The 15,853-nt window shown below is 64.6% G+C and carries 14 protein-coding genes; 8 read left to right on the plus strand and 6 right to left on the minus strand.

The genetic code is table 11. From position 1 onward, the window contains the following. Window positions 1-55: 55 nt before the first annotated feature. Window positions 56-1,501 carry a helix-turn-helix domain-containing protein gene (locus AC0L3B_RS20360; protein ID WP_018454969.1) on the minus strand — a complete coding sequence of 482 codons (1,446 nt, stop codon included), beginning with the start codon at window positions 1,499-1,501 and terminating at the stop codon, window positions 56-58. A 221-nt stretch (window positions 1,502-1,722) separates the two neighbouring features. On the opposite strand from AC0L3B_RS20360, the gene AC0L3B_RS20365 reads away from it, so the two are divergent. The 3 genes from AC0L3B_RS20365 to AC0L3B_RS20375 all read left to right on the plus strand — a co-directional run bounded on the left by AC0L3B_RS20365 (window position 1,723) and on the right by AC0L3B_RS20375 (window position 4,344). Continuing rightward, complete coding sequence (locus AC0L3B_RS20365) at window positions 1,723-3,354, plus strand: isocitrate lyase (RefSeq protein WP_473380951.1); 1,632 nt, start codon at window positions 1,723-1,725, stop codon at window positions 3,352-3,354. Between the two features lie 29 nt (window positions 3,355-3,383). After that, complete coding sequence (locus AC0L3B_RS20370; protein ID WP_007595122.1) at window positions 3,384-3,590, plus strand: DUF4170 domain-containing protein; 207 nt, start codon at window positions 3,384-3,386, stop codon at window positions 3,588-3,590. Window positions 3,591-3,789: 199 nt separating this feature from the next. After that, window positions 3,790-4,344: a hypothetical protein gene (locus tag AC0L3B_RS20375; RefSeq protein WP_018454967.1), complete on the plus strand. Its 555-nt coding sequence runs from the start codon at window positions 3,790-3,792 to the stop codon at window positions 4,342-4,344. Window positions 4,345-4,383: 39 nt separating this feature from the next. On the opposite strand, the gene AC0L3B_RS20380 is transcribed toward AC0L3B_RS20375, so the two are convergent. Beyond that, window positions 4,384-5,265 (minus strand): metallophosphoesterase family protein, encoded by an 882-nt coding sequence (locus AC0L3B_RS20380; protein WP_085361315.1) that lies wholly within the window; start codon window positions 5,263-5,265, stop codon window positions 4,384-4,386. An 80-nt stretch (window positions 5,266-5,345) separates the two neighbouring features. On the opposite strand from AC0L3B_RS20380, the gene AC0L3B_RS20385 reads away from it, so the two are divergent. The 5 genes from AC0L3B_RS20385 (at window position 5,346) to AC0L3B_RS20405 (ending at window position 9,358) form a co-directional block, all read left to right on the plus strand. Next, window positions 5,346-5,837 carry an NUDIX domain-containing protein gene (locus AC0L3B_RS20385; RefSeq protein ID WP_085352656.1) on the plus strand — a complete coding sequence of 164 codons (492 nt, stop codon included), beginning with the start codon at window positions 5,346-5,348 and terminating at the stop codon, window positions 5,835-5,837. A gap of 62 nt (window positions 5,838-5,899) precedes the next feature. Then, window positions 5,900-6,847, plus strand: a complete 948-nt coding sequence (locus AC0L3B_RS20390) for a glycosyltransferase family 2 protein (RefSeq protein WP_473380952.1) — start codon at window positions 5,900-5,902, stop codon at window positions 6,845-6,847. A 67-nt stretch (window positions 6,848-6,914) separates the two neighbouring features. Continuing rightward, window positions 6,915-7,430 carry a GNAT family N-acetyltransferase gene (locus tag AC0L3B_RS20395; RefSeq protein WP_018454963.1) on the plus strand — a complete coding sequence of 172 codons (516 nt, stop codon included), beginning with the start codon at window positions 6,915-6,917 and terminating at the stop codon, window positions 7,428-7,430. A gap of 37 nt (window positions 7,431-7,467) precedes the next feature. Then, window positions 7,468-8,169, plus strand: coding sequence for a methyltransferase domain-containing protein (locus AC0L3B_RS20400; protein ID WP_247299584.1), 702 nt, complete (start codon window positions 7,468-7,470; stop codon window positions 8,167-8,169). Window positions 8,170-8,200: 31 nt separating this feature from the next. After that, a complete protein-coding gene (locus AC0L3B_RS20405; protein WP_240543335.1) occupies window positions 8,201-9,358 on the plus strand; it encodes a hypothetical protein in 1,158 nt (385 codons plus the stop codon). A gap of 22 nt (window positions 9,359-9,380) precedes the next feature. Here the strand turns inward: AC0L3B_RS20405 and AC0L3B_RS20410 are convergent, their stop codons facing one another. The 4 genes from AC0L3B_RS20410 to AC0L3B_RS20425 form a co-directional block, all read right to left on the minus strand. Further along, window positions 9,381-11,741 (minus strand): TonB-dependent receptor, encoded by a 2,361-nt coding sequence (locus AC0L3B_RS20410; protein ID WP_473380953.1) that lies wholly within the window; start codon window positions 11,739-11,741, stop codon window positions 9,381-9,383. Between the two features lie 147 nt (window positions 11,742-11,888). Then, complete coding sequence (locus AC0L3B_RS20415; protein WP_018454959.1) at window positions 11,889-12,293, minus strand: DUF2946 family protein; 405 nt, start codon at window positions 12,291-12,293, stop codon at window positions 11,889-11,891. Window positions 12,294-12,514: 221 nt separating this feature from the next. After that, window positions 12,515-13,528 carry an alpha/beta fold hydrolase gene (locus AC0L3B_RS20420; protein ID WP_026232849.1) on the minus strand — a complete coding sequence of 338 codons (1,014 nt, stop codon included), beginning with the start codon at window positions 13,526-13,528 and terminating at the stop codon, window positions 12,515-12,517. Window positions 13,529-13,789: 261 nt separating this feature from the next. After that, window positions 13,790-15,853, minus strand: coding sequence for a hypothetical protein (locus AC0L3B_RS20425; protein ID WP_247299580.1), 2,064 nt, complete (start codon window positions 15,851-15,853; stop codon window positions 13,790-13,792).

Here is a 15,853-nt window from a genome sequence, read left to right on the forward strand (position 1 = left end):
GATAGGCCGCGGCGTACTGGATGCCCGCCTTCGCGGGGCATGACAGCGGTGTGCTTTACAGCTCCCTCGCATTCGAGAATGCAAAGCTCGACACCCGCCGCGTCGTCTCGTCCAGGATCAGGGTGCGCGTGATCGGCGGCTCGGCGCGCTGGGCGCAGTTTTCGCGCTCGCAGAGACGGCAGTTGACGCCGATCGGCGTGCCCTCCGTTTTCTCCAGATCGATGCCGGCAGCGTAGACGAGGCGCGCGGCGTGACGGATCTCGCAGCCGAGGCCAATGGCGAAGCGCGGCTGTGGCAGCGGGTGCGGCGCGACGGGGCGGCGCACCATCTGCGCGATCGAGAAATAGCGCGTACCGTCCGGCAGCTCGATCACCTGCTTCAGCAGGCGGTCAGGCGTGTCGAAGGTCGAGTGCACGTTCCACAACGGACACGTGCCGCCGAATTTCGAGAACGGGAACGTGCCCGACGAAAATCGCTTCGAGACATTGCCTGCATTGTCGACGCGCAAGAGGAAGAACGGGATGCCGCGCGCGTTCGGCCGCTGCAGGGTGGTGAGCCGATGGCAGACCTGCTCGAAGCCGGAATTGAAGCGCTGCGCCAGCAGATGGATGTCGTAGTTCAACGCTTCTGCCGCGGCCAGGAAGGCCGGGTAGGGCATCATCACCGCGGCCGCAAAGTAGTTGCCGAGCGTGATCCGGAATAGGCGGCGCGGTGTGTCGTCGAGCGCGCCGGCGCGGCCGATGATGGTCTCCAGATGCTGCGCGCATTCAACGAGGCCGAGCTGAAAGGCGAGCTGGAACGCGCGGCCGGGCGGGTCGACCAGTTCGGAGATCAGGAGCTGGCGCCGATGGCGGTCGAAGCGCCTCAGCGTCTCGCGCATCACGTCCACCGGCATGATGCGAGTCTGGATCGAATGCTTTTCGCGCAGCCGTGCCGCCAGTGCCGCATAAAGCTCTTCGGCCGGCACGTTCAGTCCGTCGCGCAGAGTCTCCGCGGCCTGCTCGAGTTCCGGAAAGTAGTTGCGGTTGGCCTCGATCAGCTCGCGGACGCGCTCGACCGGATTGGCCTCATAGCGGGTGCCGACGTCGCGGTCGGCCATTTGCGCCGCGGCCAGCGTCTCGCCCTGGCGGGCCTCGGTATAGGCGGCATAGAGCCGTTGCAGCGCATGGGTGACGCCGGGGCAAAGCTCGGCCAGATCGCGCAGTTCCTGCTTGGGAACGTCGATCTGGCGGAACAGCGGGTCGGAGAAGATCTCGTTGAGTTCGGCGAAGAAGCGGTCCTCGTCGGCGGTCGCGAGGTCGCGCAGGTCGAGGTCGTAGGTTTCGGCCAGCCGTAGCAGGATCTGCGCAGTCACCGGACGCTGGTTGCGCTCGATCAAGTTGACATAGCTCGGCGAGATCCCGAGCCCCTCGGCGATCTGAGTCTGCGACAGCCCCAATTGCTGCCGGATCCGCCGGAAGCGCGGGCCGACGAAGAGCTTCTTACCGGATCCGGCGGGCATTCTAGGTCTCCAAAGCCGTAAGGCAGTCTTACTGACCTATATTCTTCACAAGTTTTACAAAGTGACATTTATTACAATCACCTATGTTACATGACATCACCATTCAAATACAAGACTACTATACGAGCTAGTCTTTCTCGCGTTTAGCTTCTGACACGCATCTCGCAATGCATTGTCAAGAATGTCGATGGCGGTGCCATCGTCGTGAAAGGATCAGGCACATGAATTACCAGCCCCGCGGCATCAGCACCTTCCAGGCCCCTGCCTCGTATCAGAGTGAGGTCGAGGCGGCCCGGTCGCTCCTGGAGACCCAGCCGACCTGGAACGGGGTGTCGGCCGAGGCCGTCGCCCGCATGCGCCTGCAGAATCGCTTCAAGACCGGCCTCGACGTCGCTCGCTACACCGCGGCGCTGATGCGGGCCGACATGGCCGCCTACGACGGCGACCCCACCAAGTACACGCAGTCGTTGGGCTGCTGGCACGGCTTCATCGCCCAGCAGAAGCTGATCTCGGTCAAGAAGCACTTTGGCAAGACCGATCGCACCTATCTGTACCTGTCCGGCTGGATGATCGCGGCGCTGCGCTCCGAGTTCGGCCCGCTGCCGGACCAGTCGATGCACGAGAAGACCTCGGTGCCGGCGCTGATCGAAGAGCTCTACACCTTCCTGCGTCAGGCCGATTCGCGCGAGCTGAACGATATCTTCCGCAACCTCGATAAGGCCCGCAAGGAAGGCGACAAGACCAGAGAGAAGGAGCTGATCGAGAAGATCGATAACTTCCAGACCCATGTCGTGCCCGTCATCGCCGACATCGACGCCGGCTTCGGCAATGCGGAGGCCACCTATCTGCTCGCCAAGAAGATGATCGAGGCGGGTGCCTGCGCGCTCCAGATCGAGAACCAGGTCTCGGACGAAAAGCAGTGCGGCCACCAGGACGGCAAGGTCACCGTGCCGCACGAGGTGTTCCTGGCCAAGATCCGGGCCTGCCGCCACGCCTTCCTCGAACTCGGCGTTGAAGACGGCATCGTCGTGACCCGCACCGACTCGCTCGGTGCCGGCCTGACCCAGCAGATCGCGGTCAGCCACAAGCCCGGCGACCTCGGCGACCAGTACAACAGCTTCCTGGATTGCGAGGAAGTGACCGCGGAGAACGCCCGCGACGGCGACGTCATCATCAACCGTAACGGCAAGATGATGCGTCCGAAGCGCCTGCCCTCCAATCTCTATCAGTTCCGCCCGGGCACCGGCGAAGACCGCTGCGTGCTGGATTGCATCACCTCGCTGCAGAACGGCGCCGACCTGCTCTGGATCGAAACCGAGAAGCCGCATATCGAGCAGATCGCCAAGATGGTCGACCGGATCCGCAAGGTGGTTCCGAACGCGAAGCTGGCCTACAACAACTCGCCCTCGTTCAACTGGACCCTCAACTTCCGTTGGCAGGTCTACGACGCCATGAAGGAAGCCGGGAAGGACGTCAGCAAGTACAATCGTGCCGAGCTGATGAAGCCGGAATACGACGATACGCCGCTGGGGAAGGAAGCCGACGAGCGCATCCGTACCTTCCAGGCGGATTCGGCCAAGCGTGCCGGCATCTTCCACCACCTGATCACGTTGCCGACCTATCACACGGCGGCGCTATCGACGGACAATCTGGCGAAGGAATATTTCGGCGACCAGGGAATGCTCGGCTATGTCAAGAACGTCCAGCGCGCCGAGATCCGTCAGGGTATCGCCTGCGCCAAGCATCAGAACATGGCCGGCTCCGACATCGGCGACGACCACAAGGAATACTTCGCCGGCGAGGCTGCCCTGAAGGCGGGCGGTGCCCACAACACGATGAACCAGTTCGGCTAACGCATCACGCTAATCGACAGGAGACGACAATGACCAACAGCAATTTCTGGGTGATCGGCGGCGAGTTCGGTTCGATGAACTTCCACAAGCTCGTGGAAGGTTCGGCCCAGGTGCAGGGTCCGTTCAAGACCCGCAAGGAGGCCGAGGACGCCTGGCGCTCGGTCTCGGAAGAGAACCGCCACAAGGCGGGCGTCCGCTTCTCGATCGTGGAAGAGCCGTCGCGGGTCTCGGCGTGACAATCTGAACTTGCATGCCAATCTGAATAAGAAGACGTCCAAGGACGGAGGGTCCCATCCGGCGCAAGCCGGGTGGGACCGTCTGTTTTTGGCACAGGTGAAAGATTTGTGGGCGTCGTAAGTCACTGGAATTGTAGGCCCTTTGCGGACACTTTGGTTGCTGATAGGTTAATCCCGCCAAGTGAGGACGAGGCCGCCAATGTCAGAGCCCGAGACCAGCGGGATCCATCCCAGCCAGCCGCGCCCGGTGCGGCTGCGCGATGCGCTGTTGCGCGCGCGGATCGAGGCCGCCGACCGGACCGGCGTCGTCGTCGATTTGCGCGATGCCGAGGTGGCGCGGCTCGAGATCCTCAACGATTCGCTCGATCCCCTGTTCGCGCAGGTGCCCGATCAGATCGACCTGTTCGACCGTGGCATCAGCCAGGGCGACACGCCCAGGCTCTGGATCGACGTCGTCGCGCATATCTTGATGGGGCGTGACAAGCGAATGTACCGCTTCGTGCAGGACACCCGCTTCGGCCGCATCGTGCTCGCCGAATCGCACGACACCGCTGTCATCGTCGAGGCCGTGACTGATTATGTCGCCCGCCGCATGATCGAACGCGAGCATGCGATGGTGGTCCCGCCCGAGCCGAAGCCCGAGCTAGCGCCGCCGCGGCGCCGCTCGCGCGTCTGGCCGTTCGTGTTCGGATTTGTGCTCGGCGCCGCCGCGCTGTTCGGTGTTGCCGTGCTCGCGGCCCTGCGGAGCTGGTGAGACGTTCGCCGTCGTCATTGCGAGCAATGACGGGCGGCCTCAAATCAATCTCACATGCTTGATCTGTCCGATCTGAAGTCCAGCCCCCAGGCTCCGCACCGTCTGCTCGCAACGCCAGCCGGCGTTGTCCTTCTCGATCGTGAACAGATTGTAGGCCGCAGCCGGGGTGCGGCCGTGCGCGAGCGCGGAGGCCGACGGCACGCCGAGGGCCGGAATATTGCCGTTGGGTCCCTCGAACCACATCGTCGAATGAATGTGGTCGTGTCCATGCAGGATCAACTCGACGCCGTGGCGTTTCAAAAGCGTCAGCAGCCCGGCGGAGTCAGTCATGCGCTTGTGGCGCGCGCCGGACTTCAGGGGATGATGCACCAGCAGCACGCGAAAGACGTCCTCGGTTGCGAGCCGCTCGAGCACCTCTTCGAGCGCCGCGAGCTGTTCGCGTCCGAGCGCGCCTGTCGCCATCAACGGCAAGGTGGGCACCGCCGTGGACAGGCTGATCAGTGCGAGCGGCCCGCGCCGGCGCAGGCTCGGAAAGCCGATACGGCCATCGTCGCCCGCAAGATAGGGCGCGAAGGTTTCGCCGAAGCGATGAAAGGTAGCGCGGACATAAGCGTCGTGATTGCCGGGAATCGTGGTGACGCGGTCGGGCGGACCGACGCCGTCGAGCCAGGCGCGCGCCGGCGCGAACTCCGCCTCCAGCGCCAGATTGACGAGATCGCCTGTGACCGCGATGTGGTCGGGACCTTGCGCCTTCACGTCGGCGACAAGGGCGTCGAGCACCTCGCGGCGCTGGTATTTGTGACGGTTGCGCGTCCAGTTGACATAGCCGAACGCGCGCTTGCCGGCGAGCTCGATCAGCCGCGGCTTCGGCGGCGGCGGCAGATGCGGGTCGGACAGATGGGCGAGCGTGAAGGGAGCCATGGGGGGCGATTGCCTCGCTATTCGTCCGCTGTAATGGCAAGGTCGCAGGCTAGGTGCAAGCGGGGCATCAAGGGAGCCCGATGGGGGAACGTCTGAACAGCGTCCGACGGAAATTCGAGCCGCTGCTGCGGCGAATCTTCCACGCCTATTTCCTGCTGGTCCGCGGGATGACGCTCGGCGTCCGCGCCGTGGTGGTGGATGCCGACACCAGGGTGTTCCTGGTCAGGCACAGCTACGTCACGGGCTGGTATCTGCCCGGCGGCGGCGTCGATCTCGGCGAGACCATGGAGCACGCGATGCGCCGCGAGCTCAAGGAGGAGGGGGATATCGATCTCACCGGCGACGCCGTGCTGCACGGCATCTTCCTCAACAGCCACGTCTCCCGCCGCGACCATGTCGCGGTCTACGTCGTCAGGCAGTTCAAGCAGGATCGCCTGCCCGCGCCCAACCGCGAGATCGCGGAGTGCGGATTCTTCGCGGTCACTGCGCTGCCCGAGGGGACCACGCCGGGCACGCGGTTGCGGATCGCCGAAGTCCTGCACGACAGGCCGCGGATTGCGACGTGGCGATGATGGCTGCCCGTGCTAGTAGATCGCCGCGCCTGCGGTGTCGGCGCATGGACGAGGGATGAAGATTGTCTGAATCGACGACGTCATGGCCATTTCGGGTCGCCGTGCTGGTGCCCTGTTACAATGAGGAAGCCGCCGTCGCGACGGTCGTCGCCGATTTCCGCAAGGCCCTGCCTGCGGCCGAGGTCTACGTGTACGACAACAATTCGGCCGACCGTACCGCGGCGGTCGCGCGCGAGGCGGGAGCGATCGTGCGCAGCGAACGGCGCCAGGGCAAAGGCCACGTCGTTCGCCGCATGTTCGCAGACATCGAAGCCGACATCTACGTGCTCGTCGATGGCGATGCGACCTACGACGCGCCGAGCGCGTCGCGCATGATCGACCAGCTCCTCGACGAGCATCTGGATATGGTTGTCGGCCTGCGTGTCGATCAATCGCAAGCGGCCTACCGGCGCGGTCATCGCATCGGCAATCGGCTGTTCACCGGTTTCCTGGCATCGACTTTCGGCCACACCTTCAAGGACATCTTGTCCGGTTACCGCGTGTTCTCCCGCCGCTTCGTCAAATCCTTTCCCGTCCTGTCCGGCGGTTTCGAGATCGAGACCGAGTTCTCGGTCTATGCGCTGGAATTGTCGCTGCCGGTCGCCGAGGTCGGGACGCCCTATTATGCGCGCCCGGAAGGCTCCTTCTCCAAGCTCAATAGTTGGCAGGATGGGTTGCGCATCTTCAACACGATGCTGAAGCTCAACCGGTTGGAGCGGCCGCTGCGCTTCTTTTCGGCGATCGGCATCGTCTTCGCGCTGCTGTCGATCGCTTTCGGATTGCCCGTGGTGATCACCTTCCTCGAAACCGGCCTGGTACCGCGCCTGCCGACCGCCGTGCTTTCCATGGGTCTGATGATCATGGCGCTGCTTTCGGCTTCGTCGGGGCTCGTGCTCGACACCGTGACGCGCGGGCGGCGGGAAATGAAGATGCTCGCCTACCTGTCCCAACCACCGCTCGGGCGGAGCTGAAATTGCCCCGGGGGCCGGGCGCAATCGTATGGACCGCTGCCCTCCAAGGTGATATCCCGCCGACGCGATGAACGATCTTTCCCTCACCATCCGGTCGGAAGCCGTCGGCGATGCTCAGGCGATCGAGCGGCTGCACGAACGCACCTTCGGACCGGGCCGCTTCGTGCTCAGCGCGTACCGCATCCGCGAGCACGTGGACCATGTGCTCGATCTATCCTTCACCGCCCGCGTCGGTACGTTGCTGGTCGGATCCGTCCGGCAATTGCCGATTTGCGTCGGCGACACGCCGGCGTTGCTGCTCGGGCCCCTGACGGTCGAGCCTCCGTTCCGCAGCCGCGGCGTCGGCCGGCTGCTGCTCGAGCGCGCGCTGAAGGATGCCAAGGCGCAGGGCCATCGCCTGGTGCTGCTGGTCGGCGACGAACCCTATTACAGCCGCGTCGGCTTCAAGCAAGTCCCCAAGGGACGCGTCACCATGCCGGGCCCGGTCGATTACAGCCGGCTCCTCGTCATCGAGTTGGTCGAGGGCGCGTTCGAAGGCGTATCGGGGCCGGTCGGTCCCGACTGGAGCAAGACGCGAACCTGACGCGCCCTCGCTTCGAAGCTCACATGAAGGTAGGGCAGTGCCGGTCGATCAGCAATATTACCGGGAAGTGGCGTCCGGGAGCACGGCGGAAAAGCTGCTGATCGCGGCGCGCGACCGCATCTACCAGGATTTCATCGCCCAGATGCAGCCGTCCTCGGCGGACGAGATCCTGGATGTCGGCGTGTCCGACGTGATCAACGACGGCGCCAACGTGCTCGAGCGAAGCTACCCGGATCAGCACAAGATCACGGCTTGCGGGCTCGGCGAAGGTATCGGGTTCAAGGCGGCTTTTCCGCTTTGCCGTTACGTGCAGATCGAACCGAATACACGGCTGCCGTTTGACGACAATGCGTTCGACGTCGCGACGTCCAATGCCGTGCTCGAGCATGCCGGCAGCCATGAAAACCAGGTGTTCCTGGTCGAGGAGCTTGGCCGCGTCGCGCGACGGGTCTTCATCACGGTGCCCAACAGGTTCTTTCCGGTTGAGCACCACACGGCCATCCCGCTGGCGCACTATCTGGACGGCACCTTCAGGATCGCCTGCATGATCGCCGGCAAGTCGGAATGGACCGACGAGCAGAATCTGATCCTGATGACGCGAAAACGGCTGCTGGGGCTCGCCGCGCTGGTTGCCAAGTCTGCGAGTGCTAAGTCCTCCAACCCCAAGTCCGCGGCCGTGGGCTACACCGGTTTGTCGCTCGGCCTGCTATCGTCCAATCTCTATCTCGCATTCCGCTGAAGCAGCCGCCTCCCGCCCCAGCATGATCCCGATGAAGAAGATCCACACCAGCAAAGCCTTCTTCGTCGTGTTGTTTCTCGCGGTGCTGGTCGGCCATTTCTGGACCATGATGCGATGGAACGAGGCGCGCGGCGTCTATGACGACATCTGCTACCTGCGGCAGGCGCATCTGTTCCAGAGATTCGGGCTGGTGGAGGGATTCGACACCAGCCTCACCCGCGACGACGATGGCTATCAGAAAGCAAAGCTGAAGGAGATCGGCTACCCCGACTGGAACGATACGACCGCGGCGCCATGTCACAATCTGATGCCGGCCACGGGGAAGGTCGTCATTCAATACCCGCCGGGCGTCGGCCTCGTGTTGGCGTTGTTTCCGCCAGGGCACCAGGTCGCGCCCATGTACATGCTGGCGACCATTGTCGTCCTGGGCTTTGCGCTGTTTGCGCTTTCTCTCGCGCGCAGCATGAGGTTGGTCCTGATGGCCGGGACGTTCGGCTGTCTTGCGATCTACCTGATGGTCAATCCGGTCAAGGCGAGCTATTCGATGGCCCCGACGGTCGTCGTGTGCGCGCTCGTAGGATGTCTCACGGCGCGATGGCTGGCGGGCCCGCGATCTCAACCGAATATCTGGCTGCTGGCGCCAATCGGTTTCCTGCTCGGATTGACCGTCGACTTTCGATTGGCCAACCTTTTCCTGGCGTCGGGCTATGGTCTCTTTCTCCTCGTCGCGTTTCTTGCGAAGCGGACGATGTCCCGGTTCTTGCAGGGGCTTGTGTTCGGCGTCGCGTTGCTGGCCGGCGTGATCCCGACCATCGTCTCTTACGCCGTCAACGCCGGCAGTCCGTTCGCATCGACCTACGGCAACAATCCCGATGTCAGGCCACTGGATTTTTCGTTCGCGGTGGTCCGGGACTATCTGGCCGATCCGCTCCAGACCTTGCTGATCGTCATCGGAATCGCAGGCTCGATCTGGCTGTTGCGGCAGGCGAACGGCATTCGCCGCGTCGCGCTGCTCACGATCGCCAATCTGGCGCTCAACCTCGCCTTCTTCTTCACCTATCCGATCGCGACACCGTACTACACGATCCCTATTTCTCTCCTGACATTATGGACCCTGCTGTTTGCCGTGCTGTTTCAGGAGGCATCAGAGGGGGCCCCCGAAGCGGCCGCCTCAGCCACAGCACGATGAAGTCCGGCTAGCAATCGCGCTTTCAGAACTTGAAGTTCGCGAACGCCCGTACCCCGATGCCGGGCATCAACACCTCGTCCTTGGTGTAGGACACCGAGTTGCGGATGTTTTCGTTCAACAGATTGTTGCCGACGAGGCCGAGCAGCATCTCGCGCGCGCCGAATGCATTCGGGTTGAGCTTGGTCTTGTAGCTCACCTCGGCCTTCAAGAGATTGTAGCCCGGTGTCGGCGTCTCCGCGATCACCGCGACGTTGTTCTGAGCGAAGGCGTGCAACAGATTAACGCGCATCAGCCAGTTGTCGTCGCGCCAGAACACGCCGCCGCCCAGTCTCACCGGCGGAATGCGTGGCACGTTGGTGCCGTCGGTGAAGGTGGCACGGACCACGTCGAACTGGTTCTCGATGCCCCAGATGCCGCCCTGGAACGCGCCGACATCGAGCTGCGACTGAAATTCGCCACCGCGGAAGTTCGCGTCCCGCTGCGAATAGACCGCCTGGTTCACCTCGGCGCCGGGCGTGCCGCACGAGGCAAAGTCGTCGTCGCACATCACGCCAGTGAGACGGCGATAGATGAAGTTGTTGAAGTGCGTGTAGTAGACGGTCGCCTCGAAGCGGAACGGCCCCGTTGCCTTGCGCAGGCCGACCTCGACGGACTTCGCGGTCTCGATGCCGAGGTTGGGATTGCCGATGTCGAAGGTCGCGGTCGCATCATGCGCACCGCGCGAGAACAGCTCCGCCGCCTTCGGCGCGCGCTCGACATATTGCGCGGTGATGCTGCCGACCAGGCCGCCCGGCAGGTCCTGCAACAAGCCGATGCTGCCGCTCTTCGGCGTGAAGGACGGATTGCGACCGATACCCGCCTGCGGCGTGCCGTCGGGCAGGAAGTCCGCGGGAAAATCCGGCGTCGTGCCGTGCAGCTCGACATGCTCGATGCGGCCGGCGATCTGCGCCCGCGTCGCTTCCGTGAACTTGAACTCGTTGAAAGCATAGCCCGCAACGCGCGTGCTGTTGTTCGGGTCCCACAGGCCGTTAAACAGCGTGCCCGGATTGTCCGGGCTCGGCGCGCTCAATTCCTGATGGCCGACCTGGAAGCCCAGCGCCGTCGTTACCTCGGCGAAGCGCGCGTTGAACGGCATCAGCTGCACCTCGGTGCGGATCTCCTGCTCCTTGTTGGTGAAGATTTGCCGCACGCCGTCGGTGTTGGGATCGGCGGGATCGGCAAGCCCGATCTCGTTGTGCCGGTAATCGGTCGCGCCGGCCCAGAAGCGAACGACATCGATGGCCGTAGCGTCGGGATGGTACTCGCCCTTGACGTTGATCTTGGTCTGATGGCCGTCGATCCGCGTGTTGTGGTCGGCGCCGTCGACGCCGGGGATGTGGTAGAGCGCGTCGTTCTGCGTGATCGCCGCACCGATATAGCCGCCCTGGAAGAAGTAGGAGCCGCCGATCGAGGCGCCGTCCGAGCGCGTCGCCGAGTTGGGCTGGCGTCCGTTGGCGACGGACCGGGTCTGGTCATTCAGGTACGGGTAGCTCGGGATGCTATAGTCGGTGGTGTTGCGGCCGTAGACGTCGGCATGGAAGGCAAAATTGCCGCCGCCGGTGTCGAGCAGCACGCCGCTTTCGACGCCGCGGTCGACCGAACTGAACGCGCTGCGCGTCTCGGCGCTGACGCAAGGCGAAGTCGCGGCCGCTGCGAGCGGCGCCTTGACCGGCAGGCCGAAGCTCTGGAACGGCTGGGCACCGCAGTTCGGCAGCGCATCCGGAATCCGGTTGTTGGTGGCGCTGACGACGCCGCCGATCGAGGTCGAGCCATAGCGCAGCGCAGCCGGCCCGCGTACCACCTCGACCTGGTTGGTCGCGAGCGGATCGATTGGAACGAAGTGATCCTCGCCGAGATCGGAGGCGCCGCCGGCATTGGTGCCGTTCTCGACGATGCCGACGCGGTTGACGTCAAGTCCCCGGATGATCGGCCGGCTGGAGGCGCCGGGCGCGAAGCTCGATCCGGTGATGCCGGGTTTCGAGAACAGGAGGTCGCCGAGCTGGCCGCCGCCCTCGCGGCGGATCTCTTCGTTCGGCACCACCGTGACCGTCGCGAACTGGTTGGTCACGATGGGCAGCACGCCCTGCTGAGGTGCGGCCGGCGTGGAGGTTGCCGGCGTGGCGTCCGCAGCGCGTTGGTGGCTGCGTGCCCGCGCGGTTCGGGTGGGACGACCGGGGTTGCGGGTCGGCACCACCGCCCTGCGCACGATGGGGCTCGGAGCCGTCACGGTGACGGCGGGGATCTCGGTCGATGACTTATCCTCGGCCAGCGCCGAGGTGGCGGCGCCGAGCAGGAGCAGGCTTGCTCCGCCAAGGCGCTGCGCGCGCCGCAATTTGAATGACATGGTCCTGATTCCAGTCAGGCGCCGTCCGCATGTTCGTCTGCTGATCGGAGGCGGCCTGCCGTCGCTGCGCGACGGAATTCGACTTCAGCTGCTCCCGGGAATGCGCCTGAAAGCGGCGAGCCCGGGCGTGATCAAGCGTTGTGGAAGTCAGGACGCGGGAGGGGCGCGGGGCTGGAATGCCGTACCGGCCGATTTCAGGTGGACGAATTCGGCGTCCGTGGTGCGGTAGAGCAGGTCGATCGCCTGCGGCAGCAGCAACACAGGCGGCGCCGCGAACAAGACGGTGCCCGCCATCGCGACCAATGCGCAGATCGCGCAATTGTCCTCGCCCGGTTGCTCCCTGTCGGGAGCCAATGGCGATTGCCTCTCGACCGCGGAACGGTCGATCGAAGCGGGAGCTTGGGCGCCGTCGGTCTGCTGCAGCGAGGACTGGGCGAGGGGAGCCGCCTGGGCGAACCAATGGCTGTGGCCGAACGTCAGCGCGAACTGCACCAGCATCGCGAAGATCGCGAGCCGGGCGCCGTGCCTGATATTCGACCGGAACCACTTCATCTGGAAACGCCACCCCACATCGCGAGGTATCATCCCCTGATCCCGCGATGTTATAATGTAACATCGCGCAATCCGTCAGCGGATGTCAACCGCTGTCGAGCCGACCCGAGCGGGCCGGCTCCTTGCCGTGTCGTGCAGGCAACTGAAAGCCTAGGCTGAGGACCTGTCAAACGGCTTACGCGGACGGCGATTGGACTCAGTGTCAGCGCGAGCAGGTGGCATCAGAGCTTTTTGCTCCGGAGCCAGGTGCGGATGGCCTCGATGTGTTCTGCCTTGCGCTCCAGCGGCAGCCAATGCCCTGCGGGCATGCTCGTTACGGTCAGGTCCGGGCAGGTGGCGCGCATCGGGTCACCTTGGCGATTCCCGGTGATGCTGCAGATCTGATCAAAGTCGCCGTTAACGAACAGCACCGGCTGCGACAGGCGGCCGCCATTGAGTGCCTTGCGCGCATAGGCGATGTTGGCGTCGTCGTTCATGTACCACGCGCAGGATGGGCGGAAGCCATGAGCCTTGAACGTCTGCACCAGCACGTCGAAGTCCGCCGGCGGCCAGAGAGCCGAATCGGGCTCAGTCGGCGGAGCGCGGTGCGCGGCGCCAAAGCGCCCTCCATTGCGCGTGACCATCGCATTCGGCGAAACCTTGCCGATGCCGGCGGGGTCGCCTGGCCGAAAGATCGACGCCAGCGATGCTGCCAAGTCTGCATCGAGGTCGGCGACTGCCGCCTCGAAGTGCGTGTTGTAGTAACGGTAGTAATCCCATTGGCCATCCGGATATTGGTCGACCGGATAAATCGTCCGGTCGACCAGCGGGACGACTGTGCGCAGGGCGTGCCCGTCGGGTTGATATGCCAGCGAGGTCAGCACGACTCCGCGGCTGCGCTTTGGCTGATGCGCGACCAACTCACCGACCACAACACAGCCCCAGTCGTGGCCAACCCAGATCGCAGGCTTGCCGCCCAGGTGATCATGGAGTTCGGCCATGTCCGTCACGATTTCCTCGATGGTATAGGCGTCGTTGGCTGCAGGCGTGGAAGAGCCGCCGTAGCCGCGCAGATCGGGAGCGACGCAGTGCCAACCGTCGGCGGCAAACGCTTCCATCTGCGCGCGCCACATCAAACTGATGCTCGGCCAGCCATGGACGAAAATCATCAACGGTCTGTCGACCGGCCCGCACTCGATATAGCGCGTTGTCTGACGAGGCGAGCTGAACGTGCGCTGGTGAAGTGGGTCTGTCATGGTCGAGTAACTCCGCTTCTCATCGAACGCTCGCACTGTTTAAGTGCTGCGAAGGGCTGCGTTCAGAACTGCTCTTGTCCGCTGCGGGCGATGCCTGGACAGGGACACGCCTGCCCAGGGTCGAGGAAGAACCGCCTCCAGATTTCACAACGTGCTACATGCGACCGAGTTCGGGGTCGAAGGCGTTATGGAGCTTCCGGCGAAGAAGTGACGATGGGATTTATCCGATTAACGGGAAGCGAAGGGACGCGCGTAAGCCGCCTAGCGCCCCTCGCGCATCCACGTCGCAGCAAACGCGCCGAGCAGCAGCAACAGCCCGATCAGGCCGGCGAAGATCGGCAGCACGCCGACGCCCTTCACCACGCTGGCGTCGCGCATCCGCACGCCCATCCAGCCGTCGCCATGGAAGACGCTCGCCGAGCGGACCGGCAGGATGCGCGGCAGCTCGACGCTGGCGCCGTCGACCACGCGCACGGCGTCACCGCCGGTCGCCTGGGTCAGCGGCTTCAACGTTTCGGTGGTGGAGGTGACTTCCGAAAACTCCTTCGGATTGGTCGGGCCGACATTGATCAGCGCCTTCAGCGTGCCGTCGGTGGCCTGCCACAGCCCGAGCTCGCTCGCCGGCAGGCTGGCGCGCCATTCGCCGGGATCTCCGGCTGCAAGCGTCAGGTCGCGCGACACGCCCGACGGCGAGGTCACACTCACCGGCTGGACGCTGTCCGCCATGGTCTGGCGCACCACCACGAGATTCTTGCCCTGCACCTGCAGGCGCAACGCTTCCTCGTCCAGATCAGGCTGCTTCATCAGCCAGTGCGACATCCGCCGCAACAGGTCGAGATGCGGACCGCCGCCTTCATAGCCGCGCGCCCACAGCCAGATGTGGTCGGAGAGCAGCAGCGCGACGCGGCCCTCGCCGAAACGCGACAGGAACAGCAGCGGCTTGCCGTCGACGCCCGTCATGACGGGCGGGTTGACCGCATTGCGGGTATCGACGGTGCGGAAGAACCTGCTCCAGCGCGGCGGCTCGGAGGCGGAGCCCTCGAGGCCACGCGTGACGGGATGGCGTTTGCCGACGTCGGACAGATGCGCGTAGAACGGCTTTTCCGTCACCCCGACCGGTTCGGCGGGCAGCACCGAATCCAGCGGCGTGCGCCAGATGCTGGTGTTGGAGGCGTAGTCGGGGCCGGCCGAGACCAGCACCGCGCCGCCGGAACGCACGTAGCGTGCGATGTTGTCGAAATAAGCGATCGGCAGCACGCCTTGGCGGGCATAGCGGTCAAAGATGATCAGCTGGAATTCGTTGATCTTCTGCTGGAACAGCTCGCGGGTCGGAAACGCGATCAGCGACAATTCATTGATCGGTGTGCCGTCCTGCTTCTCCGGCGGCCGCAGAATGGTGAAGTGGACGAGATCGACGCTGGCATCGGACTTGAGCAGATTGCGCCAGGTGCGCTCGCCGGAATGCGGCTCGCCTGAGACCAGCAGCACGCGCAGCTTGTCGCGCACACCGTCGATGGCGACGACGGCGCGGTTGTTCACCGGCGTCAATTCCCGCTCGAGCGGCGAGGCCTCGATCTCGACGATGTTCGGCCCGGAATGCTTGATGTCGACGTCGACGCTTGCGGCCTGGCCGCTCGAAAGCGTGCGCTCGTTGATGACCTCGCCGTCCCTGCGGACGGTGACCTTGGCGCGCTCGCCGCTGACGCCCTGGTCGTCGAGGCGGTAGGTGATGGTCTGGGGCTGCCCGACGATGCCGAAGCGCGGCGCGGCGATGACCGCAATACGGCGGTCGCGCTCGTCCTTCTGCCCCGTGATCAGCGCGTGCACCGGCGCCTGGAAGCCGAGCCCGGCGGCGTTGGCCGGAATGTCGTGAACGCGGCCGTCGGTGATCAGGAACGCACCGGCGACGCGGTCGACCGGCACGTCCGACAAGGCCGAAGCCAGCGCCCCGAAAAGCTTGGTGCCGTCGGTCTCGCCGTCGGCCTGTCCGGCATCGACGACGCGGACCTCGAGTCCCTTGATCTTCTTCAGGCTGTCGACCAGCGCTTCCTGCGCCGTCGCTGCCTCGCGATTGCGGTTGCCGAAATTCTGGCTCGGGCTCTTGTCGACGACGATTGCGGCGACCGAGGTGAGGGGATCGCGGTCCTCGCGGGTAAAGGAGGGATTGGCGAGCGCCAGCAGGAACAGCGCCAGCGCGGCCACGCGCACGGCAGCGCCGCGCGCCCGCGCCAGCAGCAGCACCAGCGCGATGACGGCGATCGCGGCCAGCGCGAGCCACAGCACGATCGTGGGAACAAGCGGCGTGAATGCGATGCCGTAATTCAT

This window comes from Bradyrhizobium sp. Kon56, assembly GCF_055807635.1.